This window comes from Micromonospora sp. LOL_024 (assembly GCF_048060415.1).
Classification (GTDB): Bacteria; Actinomycetota; Actinomycetes; order Mycobacteriales; family Micromonosporaceae; genus Micromonospora.
The window spans coordinates 116,569-142,959 of sequence record NZ_JBHMIS010000011.1 but is presented as its reverse complement, the minus strand read 5'-3'; the positions used below and the strand labels follow the sequence as shown (position 1 = coordinate 142,959).

At 71.1% G+C, this 26,391-nt stretch carries 27 protein-coding genes and 4 pseudogenes; 15 read left to right on the top strand and 16 right to left on the bottom strand.

Going from position 1 to position 26,391, the window contains the following annotated elements; translation table 11 throughout:
* Positions 1-40: 40 nt before the first annotated feature.
* Positions 41-766, top strand: coding sequence for a transketolase (locus ACFHWY_RS14785; protein WP_416580754.1), 726 nt, complete (start codon positions 41-43; stop codon positions 764-766).
* 2 nt (positions 767-768) lie between these two features.
* Positions 769-1,659: a transketolase family protein gene (locus ACFHWY_RS14780; RefSeq protein WP_416580753.1), complete on the top strand. Its 891-nt coding sequence runs from the start codon at positions 769-771 to the stop codon at positions 1,657-1,659.
* A 38-nt stretch (positions 1,660-1,697) separates the two neighbouring features.
* Here the strand turns inward: ACFHWY_RS14780 and ACFHWY_RS14775 are convergent, their stop codons facing one another.
* Positions 1,698-2,405: a glycosyltransferase family 2 protein gene (locus ACFHWY_RS14775; RefSeq protein WP_416580752.1), complete on the bottom strand. Its 708-nt coding sequence runs from the start codon at positions 2,403-2,405 to the stop codon at positions 1,698-1,700.
* 125 nt (positions 2,406-2,530) lie between these two features.
* Here ACFHWY_RS14775 and ACFHWY_RS14770 point away from each other — a divergent pair, with 125 nt between their 5' ends.
* Both ACFHWY_RS14770 and ACFHWY_RS14765 read left to right on the top strand, forming a co-directional pair.
* Entirely contained in the window at positions 2,531-4,630 is a 2,100-nt protein-coding gene (locus tag ACFHWY_RS14770; RefSeq protein ID WP_416580751.1) for a glycosyltransferase family 39 protein, read from the top strand.
* A gap of 177 nt (positions 4,631-4,807) precedes the next feature.
* Positions 4,808-6,406: a ricin-type beta-trefoil lectin domain protein gene (locus ACFHWY_RS14765; RefSeq protein ID WP_416580750.1), complete on the top strand. Its 1,599-nt coding sequence runs from the start codon at positions 4,808-4,810 to the stop codon at positions 6,404-6,406.
* A gap of 50 nt (positions 6,407-6,456) precedes the next feature.
* Here ACFHWY_RS14765 and ACFHWY_RS14760 read toward each other — a convergent pair whose 3' ends face one another.
* From ACFHWY_RS14760 to ACFHWY_RS14735, 6 genes and pseudogenes are all read right to left on the bottom strand, one after another.
* Positions 6,457-7,041 carry a hypothetical protein gene (locus ACFHWY_RS14760; protein ID WP_416580749.1) on the bottom strand — a complete coding sequence of 195 codons (585 nt, stop codon included), beginning with the start codon at positions 7,039-7,041 and terminating at the stop codon, positions 6,457-6,459.
* Between the two features lie 56 nt (positions 7,042-7,097).
* Positions 7,098-8,485, bottom strand: a pseudogene (locus ACFHWY_RS14755) (sensor histidine kinase).
* On the bottom strand, positions 8,478-9,167 hold the full coding sequence (locus ACFHWY_RS14750) for a response regulator transcription factor (RefSeq protein WP_416580748.1): 690 nt from the start codon (positions 9,165-9,167) through the stop codon (positions 8,478-8,480). The pseudogene ACFHWY_RS14755 and the gene ACFHWY_RS14750 overlap by 8 nt, the downstream one beginning before the upstream one ends.
* A gap of 71 nt (positions 9,168-9,238) precedes the next feature.
* On the bottom strand, positions 9,239-9,751 hold the full coding sequence (locus ACFHWY_RS14745; protein ID WP_416580747.1) for a hypothetical protein: 513 nt from the start codon (positions 9,749-9,751) through the stop codon (positions 9,239-9,241).
* A 128-nt stretch (positions 9,752-9,879) separates the two neighbouring features.
* Positions 9,880-10,872: a phosphotransferase gene (locus tag ACFHWY_RS14740; RefSeq protein WP_416580746.1), complete on the bottom strand. Its 993-nt coding sequence runs from the start codon at positions 10,870-10,872 to the stop codon at positions 9,880-9,882.
* 91 nt (positions 10,873-10,963) lie between these two features.
* Positions 10,964-12,136 carry a thiolase family protein gene (locus tag ACFHWY_RS14735; RefSeq protein WP_416580745.1) on the bottom strand — a complete coding sequence of 391 codons (1,173 nt, stop codon included), beginning with the start codon at positions 12,134-12,136 and terminating at the stop codon, positions 10,964-10,966.
* Between the two features lie 96 nt (positions 12,137-12,232).
* Between ACFHWY_RS14735 and ACFHWY_RS14730 the strand changes: the two genes are divergently transcribed.
* The gene (locus ACFHWY_RS14730; RefSeq protein ID WP_416580773.1) at positions 12,233-12,676 is read left to right on the top strand and encodes a PH domain-containing protein; all 444 of its coding nucleotides are present in this window, start codon (positions 12,233-12,235) and stop codon (positions 12,674-12,676) included.
* A gap of 61 nt (positions 12,677-12,737) precedes the next feature.
* On the opposite strand, the gene ACFHWY_RS14725 is transcribed toward ACFHWY_RS14730, so the two are convergent.
* Both ACFHWY_RS14725 and ACFHWY_RS14720 read right to left on the bottom strand, forming a co-directional pair.
* Complete coding sequence (locus ACFHWY_RS14725) at positions 12,738-13,649, bottom strand: rhomboid family intramembrane serine protease (RefSeq protein ID WP_416580744.1); 912 nt, start codon at positions 13,647-13,649, stop codon at positions 12,738-12,740.
* A 152-nt stretch (positions 13,650-13,801) separates the two neighbouring features.
* Entirely contained in the window at positions 13,802-14,329 is a 528-nt protein-coding gene (locus tag ACFHWY_RS14720; protein WP_416580743.1) for a peptidylprolyl isomerase, read from the bottom strand.
* A 116-nt stretch (positions 14,330-14,445) separates the two neighbouring features.
* Here ACFHWY_RS14720 and ACFHWY_RS14715 point away from each other — a divergent pair, with 116 nt between their 5' ends.
* Positions 14,446-15,177: a hypothetical protein gene (locus ACFHWY_RS14715; protein ID WP_416580742.1), complete on the top strand. Its 732-nt coding sequence runs from the start codon at positions 14,446-14,448 to the stop codon at positions 15,175-15,177.
* A gap of 58 nt (positions 15,178-15,235) precedes the next feature.
* Here the strand turns inward: ACFHWY_RS14715 and corA are convergent, their stop codons facing one another.
* The 3 genes from corA to ACFHWY_RS14700 form a co-directional block, all read right to left on the bottom strand.
* Positions 15,236-16,405 carry a magnesium/cobalt transporter CorA gene (corA, locus tag ACFHWY_RS14710; RefSeq protein WP_416580741.1) on the bottom strand — a complete coding sequence of 390 codons (1,170 nt, stop codon included), beginning with the start codon at positions 16,403-16,405 and terminating at the stop codon, positions 15,236-15,238.
* Between the two features lie 314 nt (positions 16,406-16,719).
* Positions 16,720-17,814 carry a PLP-dependent aminotransferase family protein gene (locus tag ACFHWY_RS14705; RefSeq protein ID WP_416580740.1) on the bottom strand — a complete coding sequence of 365 codons (1,095 nt, stop codon included), beginning with the start codon at positions 17,812-17,814 and terminating at the stop codon, positions 16,720-16,722.
* Positions 17,815-17,940: 126 nt separating this feature from the next.
* Positions 17,941-18,333: a cyclic nucleotide-binding/CBS domain-containing protein gene (locus ACFHWY_RS14700; RefSeq protein WP_416580739.1), complete on the bottom strand. Its 393-nt coding sequence runs from the start codon at positions 18,331-18,333 to the stop codon at positions 17,941-17,943.
* Between the two features lie 117 nt (positions 18,334-18,450).
* On the opposite strand from ACFHWY_RS14700, the gene ACFHWY_RS14695 reads away from it, so the two are divergent.
* From ACFHWY_RS14695 to ACFHWY_RS14675, 5 genes are all read left to right on the top strand, one after another.
* On the top strand, positions 18,451-18,897 hold the full coding sequence (locus ACFHWY_RS14695; RefSeq protein ID WP_416580738.1) for an NUDIX domain-containing protein: 447 nt from the start codon (positions 18,451-18,453) through the stop codon (positions 18,895-18,897).
* Positions 18,898-19,058: 161 nt separating this feature from the next.
* Positions 19,059-19,790 carry a sugar phosphate nucleotidyltransferase gene (locus ACFHWY_RS14690; protein WP_416580772.1) on the top strand — a complete coding sequence of 244 codons (732 nt, stop codon included), beginning with the start codon at positions 19,059-19,061 and terminating at the stop codon, positions 19,788-19,790.
* Positions 19,778-20,845 (top strand): iron-containing alcohol dehydrogenase family protein, encoded by a 1,068-nt coding sequence (locus tag ACFHWY_RS14685; protein WP_416580737.1) that lies wholly within the window; start codon positions 19,778-19,780, stop codon positions 20,843-20,845. Before ACFHWY_RS14690 ends, ACFHWY_RS14685 begins: the two co-directional genes overlap by 13 nt.
* Positions 20,829-21,542, top strand: a complete 714-nt coding sequence (locus ACFHWY_RS14680; protein WP_416580736.1) for a CDP-alcohol phosphatidyltransferase family protein — start codon at positions 20,829-20,831, stop codon at positions 21,540-21,542. The genes ACFHWY_RS14685 and ACFHWY_RS14680 overlap by 17 nt, the downstream gene beginning before the upstream one ends.
* 263 nt (positions 21,543-21,805) lie before the next feature.
* Entirely contained in the window at positions 21,806-21,994 is a 189-nt protein-coding gene (locus tag ACFHWY_RS14675; RefSeq protein WP_416580735.1) for a hypothetical protein, read from the top strand.
* 162 nt (positions 21,995-22,156) lie between these two features.
* Here the strand turns inward: ACFHWY_RS14675 and ACFHWY_RS14670 are convergent, their stop codons facing one another.
* Complete coding sequence (locus ACFHWY_RS14670) at positions 22,157-22,351, bottom strand: DUF397 domain-containing protein (protein ID WP_416580734.1); 195 nt, start codon at positions 22,349-22,351, stop codon at positions 22,157-22,159.
* An 8-nt stretch (positions 22,352-22,359) separates the two neighbouring features.
* The gene (locus ACFHWY_RS14665) at positions 22,360-23,187 is read right to left on the bottom strand and encodes a helix-turn-helix domain-containing protein (protein WP_416580733.1); all 828 of its coding nucleotides are present in this window, start codon (positions 23,185-23,187) and stop codon (positions 22,360-22,362) included.
* Between the two features lie 242 nt (positions 23,188-23,429).
* Between ACFHWY_RS14665 and ACFHWY_RS14660 the strand changes: the two genes are divergently transcribed.
* The 4 genes and pseudogenes from ACFHWY_RS14660 (at position 23,430) to ACFHWY_RS14645 (ending at position 24,978) form a co-directional block, all read left to right on the top strand.
* Positions 23,430-23,609 (top strand): hypothetical protein, encoded by a 180-nt coding sequence (locus ACFHWY_RS14660; RefSeq protein ID WP_416580732.1) that lies wholly within the window; start codon positions 23,430-23,432, stop codon positions 23,607-23,609.
* Positions 23,596-23,733 (top strand): annotated as a pseudogene (locus tag ACFHWY_RS14655) (helix-turn-helix domain-containing protein); the annotation flags it as partial. The gene ACFHWY_RS14660 and the pseudogene ACFHWY_RS14655, both read left to right, overlap by 14 nt.
* 259 nt (positions 23,734-23,992) lie before the next feature.
* Positions 23,993-24,802 carry a hypothetical protein gene (locus tag ACFHWY_RS14650; RefSeq protein WP_416580731.1) on the top strand — a complete coding sequence of 270 codons (810 nt, stop codon included), beginning with the start codon at positions 23,993-23,995 and terminating at the stop codon, positions 24,800-24,802.
* A 2-nt stretch (positions 24,803-24,804) separates the two neighbouring features.
* The gene (locus tag ACFHWY_RS14645; protein ID WP_416580730.1) at positions 24,805-24,978 is read left to right on the top strand and encodes a hypothetical protein; all 174 of its coding nucleotides are present in this window, start codon (positions 24,805-24,807) and stop codon (positions 24,976-24,978) included.
* A 71-nt stretch (positions 24,979-25,049) separates the two neighbouring features.
* Here ACFHWY_RS14645 and ACFHWY_RS14640 read toward each other — a convergent pair.
* A pseudogene (locus ACFHWY_RS14640) lies at positions 25,050-25,256 on the bottom strand (glycosyl transferase family 1); the annotation flags it as partial.
* A 105-nt stretch (positions 25,257-25,361) separates the two neighbouring features.
* Positions 25,362-26,390: pseudogene (locus ACFHWY_RS14635) on the bottom strand (glycosyltransferase); the annotation flags it as partial.
* Position 26,391 lies beyond the last annotated feature (1 nt).

The window sequence follows — 26,391 nt, the reverse complement described above, 5'->3', positions numbered from 1 at the left end:
GCCTTGAGCTGAACCTAGGTTGAGCTTGCAGGCTATCCGTATGACCACACTCACCACCACCACGGCACGAATCGCCGAGGCCGCCGCGCCGCTCGACGGCCGGCACCCGGTCGTACCGCTGCTGGAACGTGTCCGCGCCGGCCGGGAGTTCGGCGCGAACGTCCACTCGACCCTCGACGCGCTTTGGGTCCTCTACGACCGGATCCTGCGGGTCACCCCAGCTACCGTCGACGACCCAGACCGCGACCGTCTCCTGCTGTCCAAGGGGCACGCGGTGGCCGGCTACTACGCGGTGCTCGCCGCGAAGGGCTTCGTTGCGCCCGAGTGGCTCGACGACCAGGGCGGCCCGGAGAGCCGCCTCGGCGACCACCCGGACCGGACGCTGGTACCGGGGGTGGAGATCGGCTCCGGCTCGCTCGGGCACGGTCTCGGCCTGGCCGTCGGATCTGCTCTCGGGCTGCGCGCCCAGGGTCTGCTCGAACCCCGGGTGTACGTGCTGCTCGGCGACGCCGAACTCGACGAGGGCTCCAACCACGAGGCGATCGCGTACGCCGGTGCCGTCGGACTGGCCAACCTGACCGCCGTCGTGGTCGACAACTTCTCCGCCACGCACGGCTGGCCGGGCGGTCTGGCCACCCGGTTCACGGTCAACGGGTGGACTGCCGCCACGGTCGACGGGCGGGACCACGCCGCCCTGCACAACGCCCTGACCGGACACCACGGCCACCGGCCGCACCTCGTCGTCGCCGTCATCGAGAGTCAGTGACCATGCGGAATCGTTTCGTAGACACCACCACGCTGCTGCTCGCCGAGGACCCGCGTACCGCCCTGGTGCTCGCCGACATCTCCGCCGAGGCGTTCGCTCCGGCCGCCCGACGGCACCCCGACCGGGTGCTCAATGTCGGCATCCGGGAGCAGTTGATGCTGGGCGTGGCCGGCGGGCTGGCGCTGACCGGGCTGCGTCCGATCGTGCACAGCTACGCGCCGTTCCTCATCGAGCGGGCGTACGAACAGATCAAGCTCGACCTCGATCACCAGGCGGCGAGCGCGGTGCTGGTCAGTGTGGGCGCCTCGTACGACCGCGCGCGGGCCGGACGGACCCACCTGAGCCCGGCCGATGTCGCGCTCCTCGACACCCTGTCCGGGTGGACCGTGCACGTGCCGGGACATCCGGCGGAGGTGCCCGGCCTGCTGCGCGCGACGGTGGCCGCCGACACTTCGGCGTACCTGCGACTGTCCACGCTGAGCAACGCCGATCCGCATGGTGGCGACGGCGCGCTCGTGGTGGTGCGGGACGCCGGGCCCGGCGCTGCGCTGCTGGTCGCGGTCGGGCCGGTGCTGGACGCGGCCCTCGCGGCGGCGGCGGGCCTGCCGGTGACCGTGGCGTACACCCACCGGCCACGCCCGTTCGACACCGGCGGACTGCGGGTGCTCGCCGGCACCGAGGTCATCCTGGTCGAGCCCTACCTGGTGGGCACCTCGGCCCGGGTGGTCAGCGCAGCGCTGGCGGACCGGGCGCACCGGCTGCTCACGCTCGGGGTCGGGCGCCAGGAGTTGCGCCGCTACGGGTCGGCCGAGGACCACGACCGCTGGCACGGGCTGGACGCGGCGGGGCTACGTCGCTCGCTGACCGGTTTTCTCTCCGCCACACTGGTGTGAGGCGGCCCGGTCGGGCAACCGCAGCCGGCCGGGACGCCTCAGGAGGCGGCAGTTCCCCCGGGGTGGCGACGGGAGCGCTCGCGGCCGAGGATCCAGATCGCCTCGACGCCGTCCCGCCAAGTGATCTTCTTGCCCTCCTCGCGGCCCCGGGCCCGGTAGCTAATCGGCACCTCGTACGGCCGGATGCGGCGGCGCAGCAGCTTGCCGGTCACCTCGGCCTCCATGCCGAAGCCCCGGGAGCGAATGTCCAACGAGCGGTAGAGCGCGACCGGCATCAGCTTGAAGCAGGTCTCCAGGTCGCCGATGTAAGAGTTGAACAGCACGTTCGCCGCCATGGTGACGCCCTTGTTACCCATCACGTACCAGAAGCTGTAGGCGCTGTGGCTGCCGAAGGTGCGGTTGCCGTACACGACCGTCGCCCGGCCGTCGAGCACCGGAGCGAGCAGCGTGGGGATGTCCTGCGGGTCGTACTCCAGGTCGGCGTCGAGGATGACCATGTATTCGCCTTCGGCGTTCGCGACCGCCGACCGGATGGCCGCGCCCTTGCCGGCGTTGCGCTGATGAGTGATCACCCGCAGGCGTGCGTCGTCGGCCCGCCCGAGGATCTCGCCGGTGCCGTCGCGGCTGCCGTCGTCGACGACCACCAGTTCGATCTCGCACGGATACTCCACCGCCAGCGCCTGCTTCAGGGCGTCCGCGATGCGTTCTTCCTCGTTGTAGACCGGCATGAGGATCGACAGCTTCACGGGAATCTCCACGAGGGCGGCAGTATGTCGGCCATAGCCTAGCCCGGCAGCTCAGTCGCGTGGCAGCGACCACCGGGGGGATATCGATGGTCGAGCGGCGAGGCTCATGGTGTTTACTTCCGGCCATGTCGGCCGGTTTCCCGCTCGTACTGGCTCCTGTTGCCTCGCTCGCCCTGCTCACCGTGGCGCTACGGCCGCGGACCGTGGACACCACCGCACCACGACGGCTCGCGGTGATCCGAGCGACTCTCGCGGTCGGCGCTTTCGCGGTGCTGACCGTCGAGATTCTGGGCGCGCTGCGACTGTTGACCGCGCCGGCGTTTGCCGTGGCCTGGCTACTCTTCCTGGCCGCCTCGGCAGTGGCCGCCGTGCGTCGCCGCCGGGCCGACGCCGGCGCCGGCCGGGATGCGGCCACGATCCCGGGCGCCGCGCTGACCGGTTTCTGGCGCACGGCGGACCGGGGCGAGCGCCTGCTCGCCGGCACCGTGGGCGGCCTGCTCCTGGTCGGACTGCTGGTCGCCCTGCTGGCCGCGCCGAACAACTTCGACTCGCAGACCTACCATCTGCCGAAGGTGGAACGCTGGGTGGCGCAGGGTGACCTGTCTTTCTGGGCGACCGCGATCCACCGGCAGGTGACCATCCCGCCGGGCGCCGAGTACCTGCTGCTGCACCTGCGACTCTTCACCGGCGGGGACGCGCTGTACAACCTGGTCCAGTGGGCCGCCGGACTGGTGTGCCTGCTGGCGGTGGCTCGGGTGACCGCTCAGCTCGGCGGTGGCCGGCGGGCCCAACTGCTCACCGTCTTCGTGCTGGCCAGCACGCCGATGGTGGCGCTCCAGTCGACCAGCACCCAGACCGACCTGGTCTGCGCCGCCTGGGTGGCCTGCGCGGCCACTCTCGCACTGGACGGACTGCGCCGGCAGGCCGGTGCGGGCGATCTGCTCGCTCTCGGGGCGGCCACCGGGATGACCGCCCTCACCAAGACCAACGGCCTGCTCGCGGTGGGCCCGCTGCTCGTGCTCTGGGGGATCGGTCAGCTCCGCCAGGCGTACCCGGACCGGCCGGGCCCGCGCCTCCGGCGCCCGGTAGCCACGACCGCCCGTACGGTCGGCGCGTCGGTCCTGATCCTGCTGGTCGCCGTCGTGGTGGTCGGCCCGTTCCTGAGCCGGTCGTACGTCGAGTTCGGTCATCCTCTCGGGCCGGACCGGCTGCGCGAGTCGGTGCCGATGGAGCGGCACGACCCGGCCTCGGTGCTGGTGAACGCGCTCCGCATCGGACACACCGCGCTGGACACCCCGCTGACCCCGGTGCGCGAGGTCACCGCCGAGGCCATCATCGCGGTCGCCGGGCTGGTCGGGGTGGACCCGCAGGACCGGGCGATCACCTTCGGGCAGGAGATCTTTCCGGAGCCGTCCTGGTATCCCGACGAGGACCGGGTGTCCTTCCCGCTGGCCGGCGCGTTGGGGCTGGTCGGTGCCGTGGTCGCGTTACGCCGGCCGGTGCGGATCAGCCCGGACACGGCGGGGGCACTGCGCGGGTACGCCCTGGTCGTGGTGGTCGCGGTGCTGCTACACACGGCGATGATCAAGTGGCAGCCGTGGGGGAACCGACTGCTGCTCTACGCGTTGGCGGTATCGGTGCCGCTGGCCGGGCTCTGGCTGGAGAGCGTCTTCCGCCGCTCCAGCCGCCCAGCCGCGTCCGTGGAGGGCGGGCGCGGCGACGGCCCGGCTGACCCCCGGGGCCCGGCGGGTGGCGGTGGGCGGCGGCCGGTGGCGGCGACGCTCGCCGTGACGGTGCTGGCCACCTGCGCGCTGGCCGGGGTGCTGGCGGTGTCGTACGGCTTCCCGCGCCGGTTGGTCGGCACGGGCTCGGTCCTCACCACCAGCGAGTGGGAGTCACGATTCCTGCGGCGGCCACAGTGGGCGCAGGAGTATCGCTGGGCGGCCGACGCGGTCCGGGCCGCCGACGCCCGCCGGATCGGCCTGTCGCAGCGCAACGACGACTGGGAGCACCCCTGGTGGCTGCTGCTGCGCGACGCCGGCGGCGGGTCCCCGGAGTTGCTGGCGCTCCAGTCCGTCCTGCCGGACCGGCCGGCGGCCGACCCCGCCTCGGTGGATGCGATCGTCTGCACCGGCAGCCGGGCACTCTGCGCGGACCTGCTGCCGCCCGGCTGGCGGCTGGAGTTCCGCAGCTACGTGGGGTACGCCCTGCCTGCGGCGCGCTGAGCGGACCGGCGGGCGGATCAGCCGCCCGCTCCACCGTCCGAACGGCGGCGACCTGCCCTATTGGCCCGGTTCAACGCTGCGTGCAACTATTCCGAGACGTATTCACATACCTCCATTCGCGCGTTACCGTCCGGTAACTCGATCGACGTCCCGCGATCGAGGGAAAGGGGTACGTCGATGTCTGCAACCACTGCCAGTCGCGAACGGGGGCATCGGCGGCGGCTCGCCAAGGTCGCCGTCCTCGCCACTGCTCTCGTCCTGCCGATGCTGTCCACGGCCGGCCCGGCCGCCGCAGCTGACCGTCCCGCCGTCCAGCCACTCCCCGCCCATCTGGAAACCATCCGAGCTGCCGAGGCCACCGCGCTCTACGGCGCACCCGGCATCCGGCCGCTCCAAGAGCGCCGAACCGCGCTGATCACGATGGGCGACAGCCAGATCTCCGGCGAGGGAGTGGGCAACTACGTGCCCGGCACCCACCAGCCGGGCAACTGGTGCGACCGCTCGTACGACCAGGCGGTGTTCCGCACCGGCATCACCGCCGACGAGCGTTACAACATCGCCTGCTCGGGCGCCACCCCGTGGAACCTGGTCGTGGGCGGACCGACCCAGCACAACGAACTGAACCAGGGTGAGCATCTCGCCATCAAGGCCCGCAACACGCATATCAAGCTGCTCTGGGTGGTCGTCGGCGCCAACGGGGACGGCACGATCCAGTTCGGCCCGGTGGCCACCGACTGTGCCATCCGCCGCGTCTTCTTCCAAGGCCCCTGCTGGCCCACCTACACCGACCAGTGGACGGTACGCACCGACGGCAGCCGCCGAGCGGTCGAGGAGGCGCTCGCCGACATCCGCCAGACCATGACGAATGCCGGCTACCTGAACTCCGACTACGAGCTGGTGCTGATGTCGTACTCCAGCCCGGGCAGCCCCGATGTCGAGGACAACCCCAACTTCCCCGGCTGGTACACGGGCGGCTGCCTGCTCTACCTCGCCGACGCCGCGTTCGCCCGGAACAAGGCGGTGCCGCTGTTCGAGTCGGCGCTGCGGGCGGCGGCGACCAACACCGACACACGCTACCTCGACGCCAGCCGACTGTTCCACGGCCACGAGGTGTGCACCGACAGCACGTCGGTTCGCGGGCTCTACATCGAGTTGGGCATCTGGGACGAGAACGCGGCCCGCCAGTCGTTCCACCCGAACTACCGGGGGCACGGCATGTTCGCCCAGTGCATCACCCAGTTCTACGCCTCGGGGCAACAGCAGGGCACCTGCGTCGACCCGGCCAGCACCGGAAACGGCACCCTCTACAACGGTCTGATGGAGTTCAGGCAGCTGCGCAACGCCGCCACCGGCACCTGCGTGGACGGCAAGGGGTACAACTCCCGCAACGGCACCGTCCAGCAGCCGTACCGCTGCCACGGCGGGCGCAACCAGGGCTTCTGGTACGACCCGAACCGGCGCTCGCTGCACTCCGAACTCTCCCACGACCGGTGCCTGGACGTCTCCGGGGGCACCCTGCGCTCCGGCACGGCGGTCAACATCTACGACTGCCACGGCGGCACCAACCAGCAGTTCCTGTTCTCCGGCAACCAGCTGCGCTCCGCCGGTGACAGCAGCCTCTGCCTAACCTTCGACAACCCCCTGCTGGGCACGCCCAGGCTGCGGCTGGCCAACTGCTCCAGCAGTTCGCGGCAGCAGTGGTCGTTCGAGTCCCGGTCGTTCGCCCAGCCCGTCGGGTACGGGCGGGACGACTTCATCGGTTCCCGGGTCTACTAGCACAGGAGCGGCCGTCGCCAGAACGGGACGGCCGCTCCAGCTCACCCGGGCTAGTTCTGCTTGAACGGGATGACGATCAGGCGGGCCGCCGCCCGGTCGCCGTCCTTGGCTCCGGCGACGCCGAGCTTGGTGCCGACCTTGACGTCGGCCGACGTGACCGACCTGCGCCGCTCAATCACGCGCAGGTCGTCGGCGAAGGTCCAGGTCTGGGTGAAGCCGTCGGTCGACTTCACGGTCATCGTGTCGCCGTCGAGTGCGGTCACCTCGCCGCGCTGCACGGCGACGTTCTTCGTACCACCGTCGCGGGTCTGCACCACCGCCTCGCCGTGCAGCGTGTTCCTGCGCAGCAGCACCCGGGCCGCGCGGCGCTTGCGCAGCTCCTCGACGCGCTCGGGCCGGGTCCTGCCCTCGGCCGACTCAGACGGCGCGGGCGCGACGGACCCGGGATCCAGCTCGACGGGGTCGAAGCCGAGCGCAGCGAGCGCCTGGCCTTCCGCGCCCATTGCCGCGACCACCTCGACGGCGGTCTGCTGCGCCATGTCCCGACCGGGCTGGACCACGCCGCACCCACCGGCGGCCAATGCGACCGCCACCAGCAACGCGGTCGTCGTGGTGGCGGATCCCCTGCGTGCCATGTCTCGTCCTCTCGTCCGTGAGGACACCAGCGTGACCCGACCCGATGAGGCGACCGTCAGGCCGCTGTACGGGTCAGGTAAGGATCCCCGGCAGCCGGACGATGAACGCGGCCCCGCCCTCCGGAGCGTGCCCGGCGGTGATCTCCCCGCCCAACCGGCGGACCAGGCCGGCGGCGAGCGCCAACCCGAGCCCGCTGCCGACCTTACGTAGCCCCTGGTAGCGCTGGTGCAGCGCGCCACGCTCGAAGGCGACCGCCAGGTCGTCGTCGGTCAGTCCGGGCCCGCCGTCGCGAACCTCGATCACACCGCCGGCCGCCGGGTCGGCACCGGCCGGGCGGACCGCGAGGACCACCGGCGCCCCCGGCGGTGCGACCCGCAGCGCGTTCTCCAGCAGCCCGTCGAGCACCTGCCGGATCCGCCCCGGATCGGTGTGCACCGGCACCGGCAGCTGCGCCACCTCCAGCCGGAACAGCACCCCGACAGCGGCACACCGGTCGACCCAGGTGCGGCCGGTGTCGGCGGCCAGCCCGACCAGGTCGACCGGCACCGGATCGAGGGGGAAGTCGACCGCCTCCAGGCGGGCCAGCGCGAGCAGGTCGGCGACCAACCGGTCCAGGCGCTGCGCCTCGGCGAGCATCGTGCGGCCTGTGTCGGCCGCCGACGACGCTTCGACCACCCCGTCCGCCAGAGCCTCCGCGTAGCCCCGAATGGCGGTCAGCGGGGTACGCAGCTCGTGCGAGACGGAGAGCAGAAACTCCCGCTGCCGCCCCTCGCTGGTGGCGAGCGCGGCAGCCAGCCCGTTGAGGGCGTATGCCAGGTCGGCCACCTCGGCCGGCGACTCCACCGGCACCCGGTCGGAGCGGTCACCGGCGCTCAGCCGGGCGGCGGCGGTGGCCGCCCGCCGGATCGGCCGGGCCAGCCGGCGGGCGAGCAACCAGCCGGCGACCGCCCCGGCGGCCAGGCCCGCCAGCAGCGGCAGCCACAGACCACGCAGCACCTGACGCCAGATCCCGGCGCCCGCCCGCCGGGTCAGCACCACGCCGTCACCGCCGGGCAGCGCCCGCCCCTCCACGAGCACCCGTTGCCCGGCGACCGGGCGGCGGCTGGAGACGTCCCGACCGGCAGCCACCCGTTTCACCAGCTGCGCGGGCAGGCCGGGGCGGTCGACGGCACCGCCCGAGATCAGGTAGATGGTGACGCCCTGGGTGTCGAGTTGCCGGACCAGGCGCTCACCGGCCAGCTCCCGGACCCGGCCGGGGCGCGCCCGTAGTAGCTCCGCGGCGAGCTGCGCCTGGGTGGCCAGGGTCAGCTGGTCGCGCCGCTCGGCGGCACGGACCGCCACCGGCACCGCGACCACCGCGGTGACCAGCACCGACACCATCGACACCGCGCAGGTCACCAGCACCGCACGGGCGGTCAGGGTACCCACCGGACGGTCAGCCATCGGCGGCGTATCCGACGCCACGGTGGGTACGGATCACGCTCGCCGGACCGAGCTTCGCCCGGACCTGCGCCACGTGCACGTCGACGGTCCGGGTACCGGCGTGTGCCGCGTACCCCCAGACCCCGGCCAGCAACTCCTCACGGGTGAAGACCCGCCCCGGTCGGGTCATCAGGTGAGCCAGTAGGTCGAACTCGGTAGAGGTCAGCTGCACCGGGCAGCCGTCGACGGTCACCGAGCGGCGGCCCGCGTCGAGGGTGACCCGACCGAGGACGACGGGCTGTGCCGAATCCGGCGGGCCGGTGGTGCGCCGCAGCACGGCCCGCACCCGGGCGACAAGTTCACGCGGGCTGAATGGCTTCGTCACGTAGTCGTCCGCGCCCAACTCCAGGCCGACTATCCGGTCAACCTCGTCGTCGCGGGCGGTGAGGAAGATGACCGGGATCCAGTCGCCGGTCTCCCGAAGTCGTCGGCAGATCTCGGTGCCGGCCAGGCCGGGTAGCGCGATGTCGAGCACGCAGGCCACCGGGCGCAGCCGGCGGGCGGCGGCCAGACCGGCGGTCCCGTCGTGTTCGACGTGTACACCGAAGCCGTCCCGGCTCAGGTAGAGCCGGACCAGGTCGGCGATGCTCGGCTCGTCCTCCACCACGAGGACCAGACCGCGCCTCGGGTGCTCGACGGTCACCGGCCCATGATTGCCGATCGGTGCGGCGTGGGCGGTGTCGGGCGGTGTTCGGATTCGGTAAGAAGATCCGGTCAGCCGGCCACGACGGGCTGGAAGGTGGCGGGTTGGGCAGCGGCGGGAGCGTCGGCGACCTTGGCCACGATCCGTGGCGCGACGCTGCGTACCCGGGCGCGAAAGGCATGGTTGAGCAGGGCGTCGAGCTGCCACACCTGCTGCGGATGTTGGGCCCGGATCAGGAATCGTTCCCGGACGCCGTCGATGGCGGTGGCGGCCAGCTCGACGCAGCGCAGTCGCGGGTCGGGGCTCCAGGTGACGTGGCTCAGCTCACGTAGCTCGGTGTTGAGGTGCAGCCGGAGCCGTTGCAGCACCCGGGTCTGCCGGGTGATGACGAGCCGCCGGTGGGTGAGCAGGAGCAGGTGGTCCCCGATCAGCGGGCGGTCGGGCCGGCTGCACCGGGTGACCAGGACGGTGGCGTCACCGGAACCCACACAGCGACGGAACACCGGCATGTGCCGGCTGGCTGTCTGCACCGCCAGACCGGCTTCGGCGGCGGCCGGCAGGAACGTTCGGGAGAAGACGTCCATGCTCTGCCCAACGATGATGCTCGTTGGGTGACGTGGCCCGCCGACATGCTTTTTGCAAATTCCACACTACGGCTAGCCGACCGGGCTGGCCCGGTCAGCCGGGCGTCCGGGCAGGTCAGCCGGGCAGCTCAGCCAGGCTCCACGACGAGCAGTTCGCCCAGCCAGCCCGGCACGGCGGCGGCGTACTCGGCGCGGCCCGGCCCTGCGATCGCCAGGGCGCGACGCCAGGACAACGCGCGGCTGACCATCGTCACCCCGGCGGCCACCTCGGCCAACTCGCGCAGCGTGCCCCGGTCGCAGCGGTCGGTCCACGGCTCCAGGTAGGCGTCCCGCAGTCGGCGCAGCGCCGCGTCGGCCTGGTCCCGCCCGGTGGTGTGGGCGATCGACCGCACAGTGACCAGGAGACTGCCGAACGGGTGGGCCACCGAGGCGTCCCCCCAGTCGAAGAAACGGTGACCGTGCGCGGCCACGAAGACGTTGCCGTCGTGCAGGTCGTCGTGCTGGATCGAGGAAGGGATGCCGCTTTCGGCCAGCCACCGGCAGCGGCCCGCGTAATCGGGCAGCAGTGCGCGCAGCCGACCGTGGGTTTCGGCGGTCAGCCCGTCCGGCGACCCGAGTAGCAACGCCTCCCGGTCGTCCAGCAGCTCCGCGAAGAGTGCCGGCAGCGCCTCGGGCCGGTGGTCGGGTACGCCGAGGGCGAGCAGCTCATCGACGGACGCGGCCGTGATCCGCTGGAGTTCGGCGTACTCGGACAGCACGCCTGCCCAGCGCGCGAGGTCGCCGCCGGCGACCTCGCGCAGCGTCGGACCGCCGTGCGGCAGCAACGACCAGCCCCGCCCGACGTCCACCGCGATCGGATCGAGCACCCGTCCGGGCCCGAGCCGGGCCAGCGCGGCGAGCAGCGCCGCCTCGTAAGACGTGCCCGACGAGTTCGCCTTGAACCACACGTCACCAGCGTCGGTGGGCACCCGCCAGACCAGCGACCAGGGCCGGACCCGGGGCTCGGCCGGGCCGGTTACATGACGGCCGGTGCGGGCGAGCGCCCGGGTGACCCAGTCGAGGGCGTCGGCCCGCCACTGCGGGTCGGTCCAGTCGGAGTGCGGTACGGCGGTGGCGGTCACCGGGGCAAGCTAGCCCGGGGAGCCACCGCTGCGCGACAGGATATAGCGCACCCCGGCCAGTCGTCGGACAGGGTGCCGACAGACCGCCGGATCAGAGCAGCTCGACGATGGTGGCGTTGGCCATTCCGCCACCCTCGCACATGGTCTGTAGGCCGTACCGGATGCCGTTGTCCCGCATGTGGGCGAGCATCGTGGTCATGATCCGGGCACCGGAGCCGCCCAGCGGGTGCCCGAGGGCGATGGCGCCGCCACGCGGGTTGAGCCGCTCCGGGTCCGCCTCGGTCTCCGCCAACCAGGCCAACGGCACCGAGGCGAATGCCTCGTTGACCTCGTACGCCCCGATCTCCTCGATGCCCAGCCCCGCGCGGCGCAGCGCCTTCGCGGTGGCCGGGATCGGTGCGGTGAGCATGGCGACCGGGTCGTCGGCGGCGACCACGGCGGTGTGCACGCGGGCCAGCGGGCGCAGGCCGTGCCGGCTCGCCCAGTCGCTCGTGGTGACGGCGAGCGCGGCGGCGCCGTCGGAGATCTGTGAGGCGGAACCGGCGGTGACCACGCCTTCCGGACGGAAGGGGGTGGGCAGCTCGCCGAGCTTCTCCAGGGAGGTGTCGCGGCGCACGCCCTCGTCAGCGGCGAACTTGCCGCCGTCGGTCAGCGACACCGGGGCAAGCTCGGCCTCGAACGCCCCGGCGTCCTGCGCCGCAGCGGCCTTCTCATGGCTGGCCAGTGCGAACTCGTCGAGCTGGGAGCGCGACAGCCGCCACCGCTGGGCGATCAGCTCCGCGCCGACACCCTGGTTGAACGGCAGCGGCGAGTCTGCGGCCACCCCTTCGACGCCCCGGTAGCGGGCCAGGAGTTGCTCGCTGAACGGCATCCCACCGGCCACGCTGGAGCCCATCGGCACCCGGGTCATCGACTCGACCCCACCGGCGACAACCAGATCGGCCTGCCCGGACATCACCGTGGCGGCGGCGAAGTGCAGGGCCTGCTGGCTGGAACCGCACTGCCGGTCCAGCGTCGTGCCGGGCACCGACTCGGGCCAGCCGGCGGCCAGCACCGCATTGCGGGCGACGTTCCACGACTGTTCACCTACCTGGGAGACGCAGCCCCACACCACGTCGTCCACCTGGGCCGGATCGACCCCGGTGCGCTCGACGAGGGCGCGCAGCACGTGCGCCGACAGGTCGACCGGGTGCACCGTGGCCAGACTGCCCTTGCGCCGCCCGACCGGGGTGCGCACCGCACCGACGATAACCGCGTCACTCATGTCTACTCCCCGGTAACTTGGCTGTCTCCGATCCTACGCCGCCACCGCGGTGTCACCGTCGGTCCCGTCGGCATGCCGGTGCCGCGCCGCGCTGGCATGCTTTCCAACGTGCCTTCCGAGACCCTCCCGAGACAGTGGCGGGTGCACCCCAGCCTGCCGATCCTCAAGCTGGTCGGAGGGGCCGGCGTGCTCGCCCTGGGGCTGCTGCTGGCCGACGGCGACGTGCTCCGGCCGGTTCTCGGCGGGCTGACCGCCGCCACCCTCGCCGCCTGGGCAGCACGGGATCTGCTCACCCCGGTCCGACTCGAAGTGGACGCGGACGGGATCACCGTACCGTCGGGGTGGACCGGACGGCGACAGCTGCCCTGGTCGGCGATCGAAACCATCCGGGTGGACCGCCCGGGAGGTCGGAGGCTGGGCGGGCCGGTGCTGGAGATCGACGCCGGCGAGTCGCTGCACCTGTTCAGCCGGCAGGACCTCGGCGCCGACCCCGGCGAGGTCGCCGACGCGCTGGCCGCCGCCCGACCCGATACCGGCTGAGACCTGCCGCAGCATCGCTGGCGTGGGCCGGGAAGGACGACACCTCCCGCCCGGCCGGTCCTCAGCCGAGCAGCGAGACGGTGCGGATCACAGCCAACCCGAGCAGCACCACCACGATCACCGCGCCCCCGCCGAACTGCACAAGCGTCCGGCGCGACCGTGGGGCGTAGGCCAGCACCACGGCCATCAGCGCACCGAAGACCAGACCGCCCAGGTGACCGGCGATCGAGATCTGCGGCACGGTGAACGTGAAGATCAGGTTGATCACCAGGATCGGTACGATGGCCGAGGTGTCCCGGCCCAGCCGCCGCATGATCACGAAGGTCGCCGCGAAGAGGCCGAAGATGGCGGTGGACGCGCCGGCCGACATCTGGTTCGGCGCGCTGAACAGGTACACGGCCACGTTGCCGCCGAAGCCGGCGATGAAATAGAGCGCGGCGAAGCGCAGCGGCCCGAGCACCGCCTCCAGCGACTGGCCGAGCACCCAGAGCGCCCACATGTTGAGCAGTAGGTGGATCAGACCGTAGTGCAGGAACATCGCGGTGATCAGGCGGTACCACTGCCCCTCGGCGACCCCGCCGATGCTGCCGTCGAGGAACATCGCCCGACCCAGCACCGCACCCCACTCGGTCAGCGGGGTGCCGCCGCCCATCAGCCCACCGAACCCCGCCCCTCCGGCCGCCGCGTCGCCACCCCGGTCGGAGGCGATGGAGATCAGCATCACCAGCAGATTGATGCCGATCAGCGTCTTCGTCACGTAGCCGTTCCGACCGGCGGCACCGCCACCGAAGACGGTACGCGCCGGCCGCACGCTACGGCGTCCCTGCGCCACACACTCCGGGCACTGGAACCCGACCGACGCTTCGTTCATGCAGTCCGGGCAGATCGACCGGTCGCATCGGGTGCATCGGACGTAGGTCTCCCGGCCGGGGTGCCGGTAACAGGCCGGAGTGGTCGGCGGGGACTCGCTCACCGCTGACCCCGGGTGCCCGAGCGCTCAATCATGCGAGCAAAGGTACCTCGACCGATCGATCAGGCGGAGGTGGCCGCCCTCCAGCCTGTCCCGAACCGCCTGTCCCGAACCGCAGCGCCAGGCCCGGACGGCGGGAGGGGTCCCGGTCCGGATCAGGCCGAGCGCTCGATCTCGATGCGCTCGACCACGACGTCCTGCAGGGGACGGTCGCTCGGGCCGGTCGGAGTGTTGCCGATCGCCTCGATGACCTTCGCGGACTGCTCGTCGGCCACCTGGCCGAAGATTGTGTGTCGGTTGTTCAGGTGCGGCGTCGGCGAGACGGTGATGAAGAACTGCGAGCCGTTCGTCCCGGGGCCGGCGTTCGCCATCGCCAGCAGGTAGGGCCGGTCGAAGCGCAGCTCCGGGTGGAACTCGTCGGCGAACGTGTAGCCCGGTCCGCCGCGGCCGGTGCCGGTCGGGTCACCCATCTGAATCATGAAACCGCTGATTACCCGGTGCGAGATGGTGCCGTCGTAGTACGGGCCGTTGCCGGGTTGCCCGGTTCGCGGATCGGTGTACTCGCGCGTGCCCTCCGCCAACTCTACGAAGTTGCGGACGGTTTTCGGCGCGTGGTTGGCGAAGAGTTCCAGCCGGATCGGGCCGGCGTTGGTGTGCACGGTGGCGTAGACAGCCTCGGCCACGGGTACTCCTTACTCGTTGGTCAGTTCCATGCGGATCCTCCCATGTGCCCGATCTGGACATGCGGAGGCATCCGAAGGTGGAGGATGAGTGAGAGCAACTCCCAGGAGGTGGGACCGTGTTTGGAATCCGGCGGCGCAAGACCCAGGGACGACTGGCCCGGGCCGAGCTGAACCGCGGCATCGGTCACCTGAGGCAGGCCGCCACGCACGCGGCGAGGGGGGCCGGCGACACAGTGGGCCCGCGGGTACAAACGGCACGCGGTGCGGTGGCACCGACCGCTGTCATCGTCCGGGACCGTGCGTCGAGCGGGCTGGCGACCACTGCAGCGGCGCTCGCACCCCTTGCCCTGGCCGTGCGTACCGCGCAGACGGAGGCGGCCGGCAAGGCCGTCGCGGGAAAGAGGGCCGCCGCCAAGCAGGCCGCGGTCAGTAGGAAGGCGAAGAAGATGAAGGCCAAGAAGAAGTCCCACCGTAGCGGAACCGTGATGGCCGGACTGCTCGCCGCCGGCGCGGTGGCCGGGATGGCCGGTGCGATGGCCCTGCGGCGTCACCGCGAGCAGCAGGAGTGGACCGAGTACGACACGAGGGCGGCCCTCGAACCGATGCACGACGAGGTCGAGACCGTCGAGGTACGCACGGCCGGGCCCGCCGGCGCCGGCAAGGCCTCGACCGGTGCGGGCAGTTCGGCGGTGGCCAGTGGTGACAGCTCCACCACCACGTCGACCGGGACGACCAGAGTCACCCCGACGGAGAAGGTTCCCTCGGTCGCCGAGGGTGCCCGCACCACCAGCGGCCGTCCCGCCGACAAGGTGAGCAAGGCCACCAACAAGTCCAACACCCGCGCCTGATCCGACTGCGCCCCACCCTCGCCCCACCCGGTCGCGGATGGGTGCGGGGTGGGGTGGGTCAGAGCCAGTCGTTGCGCCGGAACCAGCGGTAGAGGGCCAGCGAGATGCCGAGCATCAGGGCCAGCACCACGGGATAGCCGTAGGTCACCTTCAGCTCCGGCATGAACTCGAAGTTCATGCCGTAGATGCCGGCGATCGCGGTCCAGACGGCGGCGATGGCGGCCCAGGCAGCGATCTTGCGCATGTCGTTGTTCTGGTCGACCGTGACCTGGGCCAGCCTCGCCTGAAGGATCGAGTTCAGCAGGTCGTCGTACGAGTTGACCAGTTCCACGGTGCGACTGAGATGGTCCTGCACGTCGCGGAAGTAGCGACGCACCTCCTTGGGCACGTCCCGATTCATCTGTGTGGTCAGCGTCAGCAGCGGGCGTTGCAACGGCATCACCGCCCGCTTGAACTCCACCAGTTCCCGCTTCATCTGGTAGATCCGCTGGATCCGGCCGCTGGACTGGCGGTCGAAGACCTCCGTCTCCAGCACGTCCATGTCGTCCTCAAGCTGGTCGGCGACCTCCAGGTAGAGGTCGACGACCCGGTCGGTGATCGCGTACGCGACCGCCCACGGACCGTGCAGGAGAAGCTCCTGCCGGGCCTCCAACTCCTCCCGCACGGGTGCCAGCCGGCAGGCGTCACCGTGCCGAACGCTGATCACGAAGTGCGGACCGATGAAGAGCATCACCTGCCCGGTCTCCACCACGTCGGAGGTCTCGGTCAGTTCGGTGTGCTCGCAGTACCGGGCGGTGCGCAGCACCAGGAAATTGACGTCCCCGAAGCGCTCCAGCTTCGGCCGTTGCTGGGCCTTGACCGCGTCCTCCACAGCCAGCTCGTGCAGCCCGTAGGTCGTGGCGATCTCGGTCATCTCGGCGAGTTCCGGCTCGTGCAGCCCGAGCCAGACGAAGCCGGTCTCGGCAGAGCGGGCCGCCGCCAACGCCTCCGCATAGTCCCAGTCGCCGGCCTGCCGCCGCCCGTCGAGGTAGAGCGCGCAGTCGACCACCGCGTTGCGTCGCCGTTCGGCCGGTGTCCGGGCGAGCTGAGACCCATCCGGGCTGAGCCGGCGCGTCATGGCCCGCACGGGTGACCAGTTCCGGGGTCGCGGCGTCCGGCCCCCGCCGAGAGAACCCACCTGGCCGTCGTCCTGCCCGGTGGGCCGCGCCCGCCGAACCCACTCCGTCATCACGCCCCCTCCCGTGCCCGGCTGCGGCTTGCAGGCTACGCCGCCACACTGATCGTGGCGCTTCACGGCCGGGGGTGGCGCCGGACGGACCGGACCGCATCGGGGGTGAGGGGGCGACCCGGCCCGCCCGGCGCCGTTGGGGGCGGGAGTTGTGCTGTCGCGTCACGCTCGTGTGCGGCGAACGGGCCGGGCTGGCAGCTCGATCAACCACGACGTGTGATGAGTGACGCTCGCAGCATTGTGGGCTGCGGGCCACTTCTGCGGGAGACCGCAGGCGGCCAGCACCGCCGTACTGTCAGAAAATCGACAGAAACTCAGGCACGTACCGCTGCCATCGCCTCGGCCAGCCGCCGGACGCCCTCGTCGACCCGATCCGCGGTCACCGCCGAGAAGGCCAGCCGGAGGGCGTGCCGCCCACCGTCGAGGACGAAGTCGCTGCCCTTGACCACCGCGACGCCGCGCTCAGCCGCCGCCGGGGCCAGCTTCTCGACGTCGACGTCCTCGGGCAACTCCACCCAGAGGAAGTAGCCGCCGTCCGGCTCCACGAACCTCGCCTCGGGAATGTGCCGACGCAGCGACTCGGCCAGCACCGACGCGCGCTCACCGAGGGCCGCCCGGACCGTCTCGATCGACCGCTCTATGTCCCCCGAAACGCAGAACTCGTGCACGATGGCCTGCGAGACCATGCCCGGGGAGATGTAGAGACTGGTGGCCTTCCTCGCGATGTCACCGATCAGGTCAGCCGGGCCGACCAGATAGCCCACCCGCACCCCGGGACAGACGGTCTTGGTGAAGCTGGAGGCGTGCACCACCACGCCGCCCGTGTCCATCGACAACATCGACGGCAGCGCCTCGCCCCGGAACCGGATGTCGGCGTAGGGGTCGTCCTCGAAGATCGTGAAGCCGAACTCCACGGCAAGGTCGAGCAGCTCGCGACGCTTGTCCGCCGACAGCGTCACGCCGGCCGGGTTCTGATAGTTCGGGATCACGTGCGCCAGCCGGGGACGCACCCCGGACTCCAGCAGCTTGCGCAGCTCGGCGGTGTCCAGTCCGTCCGGCTGGACGGTGACGCTGTACAGGTCGCCGCCCATCGTCTTCAGGTTGAGCAGCGTGCGGTCGTAGGTGGGCCGCTCCACCACCACCGCGTCGCCCGGCCGGACAAGGTGGTCGAAGAGAAAGGCATCGGCCTGCAGCGAGCCGTTGGTGACCAACACCTGATCCGCTTCGACCCCGTGCTTGTCGGCGATCCACTTCCGGAGCGGAACGTAGCCGACAGAGGTGCCGTACGCGGTCACCCCGGCGGGATCGGCGTCGAACGCGCGGACGGCGGCGGCCTTGAGCCCCTCGACATCGACGATGTCCAGCGAGGGTGCGCCACGGGCAAAGGAGATCAGCTGCTCGGCGGTCATGGCTGTTCAGCGTACGGGCGGCGGCGGGGAGTACGCGGACGGCACGACGATGTCCGCATCCTGAGCCACCGGGTCGGGTGAACCGACACGTCTGGCGGTCGCCCCGCTCGCGCCGACCGCGTCGGGTCAGCCGGTGCCGACCATCCGGTCTGCCGCCCAGACCCGCATGATGTCGCGTACCGAGATCACCCCGGCGACCTCGCGGCCGTCGAGGACGACCAGGTGCCGGAAGCCACCCCGCGCCATAGCCGCAGCCGCCTCCTCGATCGTCCACTGCGGTCCGGCGTAGACCACGTCCGAGGTCAGATGGGCACCGGTCCGCTCGACATCACAGTCCAGGCCGGCTCCGATCGCGTTGAGCACGTCACGTTCGGTCATGATCCCGATCCCCTCGGAATCCGGGTCGATCACCACGGCCGAACCGATGCCACGCTCCGACATCATCCGCGCCGCCTGGCGAAGCGTGTGCTCCGGACCGACGACGAGGATCTCACTGGACATCGCTTCCCGAACCTGCATCACACATCACCCCTTCGGGACGGCTGCACTCGGTCAATCGCCATGGTGGGCCCCACACGTTTCCAGGACAAGACCGGACATCGGCACGGTCGGAGACCGGACGCTAGTGTTCTTCCCGTGTCCAACGAGCCGCTGCGCTGCGCGGGAGCGCTGATCGTCGCCCCGGACGGACGCCTCTTCTTCCAACGCCGCTCGCCATCACGGCGCCTCTTCCCCAACTGCTGGGACATGGTCGGCGGCCACCTCGAACCCGGCGAGACCGTCGAGGAGGCGCTGCGCCGGGAGGTGACCGAGGAGACCGGCTGGCGGGTGTCCGAAATCCTTACCCAGGTCGGCGAATACCACTACGTCGGCGACGACGGCCTGGCCCGGACGGAGAGCGACTGGCTGGTGCGGGTCGACGGCGACCTGGCCGCACCGGCCCTGGAGGCCGGCAAACACACCGAGTACCGCTGGCTCGGTCCCGACGACGTCGGCCTGCTCGACGAGCACAGCGACGTCAACGACGGCCTGATCCGGCAGATCGCGGAGCGTGCCTTCGGCATCCTGCGGGCCACTGAGTGAGCGACGCCGTCGGGCTCGCCGCGCTGACCACCGAGGAGCAGCCGACCATGCTCGCCGACCTGGCGGCCCGGCCCGGCTGACCGGCGGACCCGCGACCGCCGCCTCCCTGGCGGCGCTATCCTCCTCCGGTGAACGCCGCGAGAACAGAAACTGATGCCGGCATGGTCGGGATGGTACTGGCAGCCGGAGCTGGCCGCCGGCTGCGGCCGTACACCGACACCCTGCCCAAGGCGCTGGTGCCGGTCGACGGCGAGATCACCATCCTCGACATCGCGCTGCGTAACTTGGCCGAGGTGGGGCTGACCGAGGTCGTGGTGGTGGTCGGCTACGCCGCGGACGCGGTCCGCGAACGCCGGGCCGACCTGGAGCGCCAGTACGGCGTGGCAATCACGCTGGTACACAACGACAAGGCCGAGGAGTGGAACAACGCGTACTCGCTCTGGCTGGCCCGTGACTGGTTCGCCCGGGGCGTGCTGCTGGTCAACGGCGACACCGTGCACCCGGTGAGCATTGAGAAGACCCTGCTGGCCGAACGGGGGCCCGGCGTGCTGCTCGCGGTGGACACCCTCAAGCCGCTGGCCGAGGAAGAGATGAAGACCACCTTCGACGCCGCCGGCCAGCTCACCCGGATCACCAAGCTGATGGACCCGGGCGCGGCGTACGGCGAGTACATCGGCGCCACCCTGATCGAGCCGCAGGTGGCCGGGGCCCTCGCCGACGCCCTGGAGGCGACCTGGCGGCGCGACCCGAACCTGTACTACGAGGACGGTTACCAGGAGTTCGCCGACCGTGGCGGCGAACTCCGGGCCGCACCCATCGGGGACGTGACATGGGTGGAGGTCGACAACCACGCCGACCTGGCCCGGGCTCGGGAGATCGCGTGCCACTACTAGCCCGTACCGTCACGACGCCACTGTCGATCGAGGTCCGCCGGGGCGCGGTTGCCGACCTCGGCGAACTGCTGGCCGACCGGCGGATCTCCAGCGGCGGCGACGTCGCCCTGGTGGTCGGCCCGGGACAGGGCGAGAAGATCGTCGAGTTGTGCCGGCCGTCGTTGCGGTCAGCCGACGTCTTCACCGTCGCCGGTGGCAGCGTCGACTCCGCCAACCAGCTGGGTGACCAGTTGCGCCGCCGCAACTACGACGCGGTGGTCGGGATCGGTGGCGGGAGGACCATCGACACCGCCAAGTACGCCGCCACCCGCTACGGCATGCCGATGGTCACCGTGGCGACCAGCCTCGCCAACGACGGCATCGCCTCACCGGTGGCGTCCCTGACCCACGAGGGCGGCAAGGGCTCGTACGGGGTGCACATCCCGATCGCCGTCGTGGTCGACCTCGACTTCGTGGAGGACGGGCCAGACCGGCAGACCCAGGCCGGCATCGGCGACGCGGTGAGCAACCTGAGCGCCTGCGCCGACTGGGAGCTGGCCCACCGGATGCGCGGCGAGCCGATCGACGGTCTCGCGGTGACGCTGGCCCGCACCGGGGCGGAGGCGCTGGTCAACCATCCCGGCAAGCTCACCGACGACGCGTTCCTGACCACGCTGGCCGAGGCGCTCATCCTGGGCGGCATCTCGATGTCGATCTGCGGTTCCAGCCGGCCGGCGAGCGGCGGCGACCACGAGATCTCGCACGCCATCGACCATCTGCACCCGGGCACGGCCTCGCACGGCGAGCAGGTCGGGCTGGGGGCGCTGTTCTGTACCTTCCTCCGTGGCGACCTGGAACGCTTCGGCCAGCTCGCCCGCTGCCTGCACCGGCACGGCCTGTCGACCCGACCGGGCGACCTGGGGCTGACCGATGAACAGTTCGTCGAGGCGGTGCTCTTCGCGCCGCACACCCGGCCCGACCGTTACACGATCCTCGAACACCTGGCGCTGTCCGCCGACGACCTTCGTACCCGGCTGGGAGACTACGTTGACGCCCTCCGTGAGCACCTTGGCTGAGCCCTCCCACCCCACGGTCGCCGACTTCCACCGGGTGAACCGGGGCGGCGGCCTGTTCAGCGAGTCGGTGAGTCAGTGGATCGGCGCGGTCTTCGCGCTGGCCGCCCAGCGGCTCGGTCTCCGACCGACCGCGCTCACCATCACCAACCTGCTGCTCGGGCTGGCCACCTCGGTCACCGTCATCGCGCTCGCCGGCCCGGTCGCCGCCGGGGACGTGCCGGCACCGGTGGTCGGGCTGGTCGCCCTGTTCGGCTGGCAGATCGCGTACGCCCTGGACTGCGCCGACGGTCAGCTGGCCCGGGTGACCGGGCAGGGCAGCTCGGCCGGTGCCAGGGTCGACGTGCTCTGTGACGTGGCCGCCCAGATCGCCCTGGTCGCCGCGTTGTCCGCCACCGCCGTGGCGCAGCAGCCGTCGACGCCCACCTGGCTGCTGGCCGCGTTCGCCGGCACCTGGATGGTCAACCTGGTCACCTCGGTGATGCAGTCCGGCCCGAACGCGGCCAGCATGGTCACCTCGACCTCACTGCCGGTACGCCTGGTGAAGCTGATCCGCGACTACGGCGCGGTGATCTTCGTGGCCGCCCTGGTGCTGGCCCTCGCCCCGGCGCTGGTCCTCTGGGTCGTGGTGGCGTTCACGATCGTCAACGGCGGCTTCCTGCTCGCCAGCATCGCCTTCTCCACCCGTGCCAGCTGGTAGGAAAGGGCGGGAAGGGCACGGCGAGCACGCTCCCTGTCCCGCCGGCGTTGTGTCCGCTACCGAGGCCGAGCTCAAGGCAGCGGACGACGCCCAGTGGTAGGTGCCGGCACAGCCCTGCGGGGCAGGTGTGGGTCTGCGCGATGCCCAGCCGATCGGGCCGCACCGTGCGATCGCGCTGAGTGCGTCCGACAGGTTCTCGGCCTGTAGGCGGACCCGAGTACGGTCGAGGGTGCTCCGTCTCCGTCCGCGTCAGGGAAGTCGTGATGACCAGAGAGACCGTGCTGTTCGTGGTGTGCCTGCTCGGCATGGCCGTGTCGTCATCGGTGCTGATCCTGCTTGTTCCATCGCTGTTCCAGCCCGGTGAGCAGGTCAGCCTCTGGGCACTCGGTTTGCCTGCGGGTCTGGCCGTCGGCTTCGCGGTCGGGAGCCTGCACTGGCGTCCGTCCCGCTAGTTGCTGGAGCACCTGCACGGCTACGGCCTCGGGTGCGCCGATTGAATCGGCAGGAGCCGGCTCGTGACCGGCGGTTCGCGATGAGTCCCGCAACGCAGCAGCCCCGGCTCCGCAGATGGGAGCCGGGGCACTTCAATGCCTCGTGCACTGCGAGAGGCAGCGCTAGTCGCTCTTGAGGGAGTCGATGAACGCCCGCCAGCCCTGGGCACCGAAGGCCAGCGTAGGGCCGACCCTGTCCTTGCTGTCTCGGACGGCGACCCCGGTGCGGAGGTCCGCCACCTCTACGCACGCGCCGCCGTTGGCGTCGCTGCGGGTGGACTTGCGCCACACCGCGCCGCTCGGGTCTGGGTTCGACATGTCAGCCTCTACTTCATCTCGTCGGCGATGCGCAGGATAAGCCTTCGGGACTCCACCGGCCCCAGGGCCGCAGCCCGGAGGCGATCCCAAAGCCGATTGTAGGCCCGGACCGCCTCAGGGCTGTCGAGGTAATCCGCGTCCGTGAACGTCTCCAGGTAGATCACGTCCGACGCAACCTCCTCCCCGAACCGGAGGATGATGAAGTTGTACGAAGAGACCACGTATGTCTCGGCATCGAGTGGAAAGGCCTGAATCGTGACGTTCGTGCTGTTGGCGAGGGTGGCGATATGAGACAACTGCTCCAGCATTGTCGACCGGTCGCCGAGGTTACGTCGGAGCGCTGACTCGCTGAGGATGAAGTTCAGCTCCGGCCCGTCCGGGCGATCGATAACCTTTTGTCGTTCGAGGCGCACTGCGATCTGCCGCTCCACGCCCTCCCCGTCGATCATTGCCCGGATGTACTGCTCGGTCTGGAGGATGCCAGGGATGACCTCAGGTTGGTACCAGCGGATCTCCGTGGCGTCCGCCTCCAGGTCGAGGTACTGCCGGAACCAGTCCGGCACCACGTTCCGGTAGCCGCTCCACCGTCCGCGCTGCCGTCCGGCACGGGCGATTTCCCGGAGCGGTTCGGCATCCTCGCCGGTCACTCCATAGAAATCGAGCAGCAGCTTCAGATCTGGGAGCCGGATGCCGGACTGGCCCAGCTCCAACCGGCTGATCTTGCTTGACGCGGAGTCGATGACCTCGGCGGCTTCGTCCTGGGTCTTGCCTGCCGCCTCTCGGGCTCGCTTGAGGGCGTTGCCGAGGCGACGCCTCTGGATCGTGGGGGTGACCATGCGGCGAGTATTCCGCTGCTCCGGCCGCCTGCTCAGCGACACGCCGTGAGTTCCCAAACCAGGACAGCATTAGTAGCATCCGTTTATAGACTCCTGATTTGCGAGACCAGTCGCACCTCCTGGGAGGGGCTGATGGGCCGGCATGCGAAGAACCCGACAAACCTCGGTCTGCTGCTCTGGCAGCTCTGTCCCTGCCTGCCCGAACGTCCGATGTGGCCCCGCGCGGGCGAGCATCGGGCTGGGTGCTGGTCGTGACGGCACGGGGAACGCCGCGCCAGGAGGACCGAGGCGAGCAGGTCCAGGCGGCGGAACGGGAGGCCGCGCGGCAGCGGATTCTCGCGCAGGCCGAGGCGAAACGGATACCGGCCGAGGAGACCACCCGGGCGGTACCGGATCGGCGGTGGCGGCGTGGACAGCAGTGAGCAGTTGCCGGTCGGTCGGCAGGTGGCGTACTGGCGAACGCGGCGGAGGTTGTCGCAGCAGGTGTTCGCCGATCGACTCGGCAAGTCGAAGTCCTGGGTCGACAAGGTCGAACGGGGTGTCCAGTCGCTGGACAAGATGTCGACGTTGCGGGACATCGCCGCTGTCCTGCGGATCGATACCGCAGTGCTGCTCGGCCGGGACGTCCAACCCGCCGTGGTGGCCGATCGGGTCGAGGGGCTGGAGCGAGTCCGGGAGGCCCTGTCGGCGTACGAGATTGTCCCGAGGGCGGCGGGCGGCTTGCCGTGTCGTGGTGCCGGCCGACCGATTGGCCCGGGACGTCGAGCACGCGTGGACCATGTTTCAACATGCCCGGTATCCACAGGTGATCGCTGTTCTGCCGGGCCTGCTGGCCGGTGTGCAGCGGGTCGTCGCCAACGATTCAGGATGGTGTCGCCCGCTGCTGGTGGAGGTGTACCGGGTGGCTGCGGCGCTGCTGACAAAGCTCGGCGAGGTCGATCTGGGCTGGTTGGCCGCCGACCGGGCGATGGCTGCCGCCACCGGGCATCCCGGGATGGTGGCCGCCGCTGCCGTCCAGCTCGGCCAGGCCCTACGCGCCTCTGGACGGGCGCGGGCGGCACTGTCGACGACCTTGGCCGCCGCGTACCAGATCGCCCCGCCCAACCCGGACGACGACGGCAGCCCCGCCGCGTGGTCGTTGTGCGGGACGTTGCTTGTGCAGGCCGCCCTGGCGGCGACCTGCCGGGGCGAGAACCACACGGCCGCCAAACTCCTCGACGAGGCCGCCGGCATGGCCGTTCGGGTGGGAGACGGCCACGATCACCACCGGACCGCGTTCGGCCCGATGGCGGTCGCCCTGGCCCGCGCCGCCGCAGCCCTCAATCTGGGCGACGCGAGCGAGGCGATCACCTGGCACGAGAAGACGACCGCACGAGACGCTTGGCAGTGGCTGCCGATCGAACACCGCGCCTCGCACCTGGTTGACGCCGCCCACGCCTACGTCCGGGTTGGCGACCCGATCAGCGCCGGCCGGGTGTTGGTCGATGCCGACCGCATGGCACCGGCCGAGGTACGCCAGCGCCCCGCTGCGCGGGAGGTGCTGGCCCAGGTGGCCCGCGACCCGCACGCCCCAACCACGATCATCCAACTCGCCGTCACCCTCGGCTTGAGCTGACATTGACCGCGCCGTTCCTGTCCCTCGCCCAGATCCGCAACCGGCTGCTCCTCACCGCCCGCGCGGTGCTCCGCGACCACCGGACCGGCCCGGACGGCCGCTGCCGGGTCTGCCGGACCTGGGACTGCCCGGTGTCGATCGCCGCCCGCAACATCATCCGTGGCTTAGCGGAGTGATCGACTCCGTTCCGGCGGAATGGCGGGATCCCTGCGGGCGGGACACCCCCATTACGGCAGAACGGAGTCGATCAAGAGCGGGCAACGCCCGCGTACACGGCTAGGAGTTGCTTGGTGACCACGTCGGGGTGGAAGACCCGCTCGTAGCGGGACCGGGCGGGGGCGGAGAGCGCGCCGGCACCGGCCTTGGCCACCGGTAGTGCTGCGGCGAGCGCCGCCGGATCTGGCGGCACCACCCAACCGGCCTCACCAGACTGGATCCCAGTCGGCAGGGCACTGCCCCCGAGAGCCGGGCCAACGGAACCACCCGCCTCGGCCGGGCCAACGGAGCTGGACAGGGCGGTGACTCCTGCGGCCGGGTCCGCCCCGGCCGGGGCGGGCACCGAGGCGATCACGGCCGGGCCGGTGCCGGCGGGTTCCCGGGGAGCGTCCGCGCCGACCAGGTACGGGATGCCGCCGAGCGCGGTGCCGAGCACCGGGCGACCACTCGCCAGCGCCTCGATGATCACGGTGGGCAGCACGTCGTGCCAGGTGGAGGTCGCCAGCACCACGGCGCTCGCGGTGAGCGCGTCGCGGACGCCGGCCCTATCGAGCGGGCCGAGGAACGTGACGTCGGCGCGTTCGGCCGCCGCCGCCTCGACCAGCGGGCGCAGCTCGCCGTCACCGGCCACGCGCAGCGGGCCCAGCGCACCGTCCGGGTGCCGCCGCCACGCCTCCAGCAGCAGGCCGAGCCCCTTCTCGGGGGAGAGCCGGCCGAGGAAGAGAAAACCCTGGCCCAGCGGGGCGGGGGTGCCCGGGTCGGGGATGCCGTTCGGCTTGACCACGATCCGCTCGTCGGGGATGCCGTAGTCACGCAGATGGTCGGCGACAGCGCTGGTCAGCGCGATGAACCGGTCCACCGAGCGCCAGGTGCCCCGGTGCACGGCCAGGGTGGTCGCCATCAATGCGCTCTGCGCCCGCGACCCCCGGTAGCAGCGGTGCACCACCGCCGGGACGCCCAGCGCCCGACCACGGCAGTCCTGACAGATCACGCCGTCGCGGAAGTACAGCCCCGAGGAGCAGACCTGGCGGTAGTTGTGCACCGTCTGCACCACCGGCATCCCGTACCGGTGCGCTGTCCGCACCACCCAGGGCGACAGCAGGGGGTACGGATTGTGCAGGTGGAGCACGTCCGGTCGGTGTTCGGTGAGCAGCCGGGCCAACTCCTGCTGGGCCCGTGGCGCGTAGATCGGGGAGATCGGCAGGAGCGCCTTCGCCGTCTTCGGCATGGTCGCGATCTCGTCGGAGCTGCGCAGGAACGGCAGCACCTCCAGCCCGGCGGCGGTGAGCTGGGCGATCTCCGCGTCGACGATGGTGTTCTCACCGGAGGGTTGAGCTTCCCGGTACCGGTTGTGCGCCACCACGATTCTCACG

Bases quoted from the DNA above. Each gene is read 5' to 3' on its own strand.
- corA (WP_416580741.1), bottom strand. From the start codon at position 16,405: ATGACGGAGTGGGTTCGGCGGGCGCGGCCCACCGGGCAGGACGACGGC.
- ACFHWY_RS14760 (WP_416580749.1), bottom strand. From the start codon at position 7,041: ATGGCACGCAGGGGATCCGCCACCACGACGACCGCGTTGCTGGTGGCG.
- ACFHWY_RS14730 (WP_416580773.1), top strand. From the start codon at position 12,233: ATGCTTTCCAACGTGCCTTCCGAGACCCTCCCGAGACAGTGGCGGGTG.
- ACFHWY_RS14675 (WP_416580735.1), top strand. From the start codon at position 21,806: ATGACCAGAGAGACCGTGCTGTTCGTGGTGTGCCTGCTCGGCATGGCC.
- ACFHWY_RS14690 (WP_416580772.1), top strand. From the start codon at position 19,059: ATGGTCGGGATGGTACTGGCAGCCGGAGCTGGCCGCCGGCTGCGGCCG.
- ACFHWY_RS14785 (WP_416580754.1), top strand. From the start codon at position 41: ATGACCACACTCACCACCACCACGGCACGAATCGCCGAGGCCGCCGCG.
- ACFHWY_RS14700 (WP_416580739.1), bottom strand. From the start codon at position 18,333: ATGCAGGTTCGGGAAGCGATGTCCAGTGAGATCCTCGTCGTCGGTCCG.
- ACFHWY_RS14735 (WP_416580745.1), bottom strand. From the start codon at position 12,136: ATGAGTGACGCGGTTATCGTCGGTGCGGTGCGCACCCCGGTCGGGCGG.
- ACFHWY_RS14780 (WP_416580753.1), top strand. From the start codon at position 769: ATGCGGAATCGTTTCGTAGACACCACCACGCTGCTGCTCGCCGAGGAC.
- ACFHWY_RS14665 (WP_416580733.1), bottom strand. From the start codon at position 23,187: ATGGTCACCCCCACGATCCAGAGGCGTCGCCTCGGCAACGCCCTCAAG.
- ACFHWY_RS14705 (WP_416580740.1), bottom strand. From the start codon at position 17,814: ATGACCGCCGAGCAGCTGATCTCCTTTGCCCGTGGCGCACCCTCGCTG.
- ACFHWY_RS14765 (WP_416580750.1), top strand. From the start codon at position 4,808: ATGTCTGCAACCACTGCCAGTCGCGAACGGGGGCATCGGCGGCGGCTC.
- ACFHWY_RS14770 (WP_416580751.1), top strand. From the start codon at position 2,531: ATGTCGGCCGGTTTCCCGCTCGTACTGGCTCCTGTTGCCTCGCTCGCC.
- ACFHWY_RS14745 (WP_416580747.1), bottom strand. From the start codon at position 9,751: ATGGACGTCTTCTCCCGAACGTTCCTGCCGGCCGCCGCCGAAGCCGGT.
- ACFHWY_RS14670 (WP_416580734.1), bottom strand. From the start codon at position 22,351: ATGTCGAACCCAGACCCGAGCGGCGCGGTGTGGCGCAAGTCCACCCGC.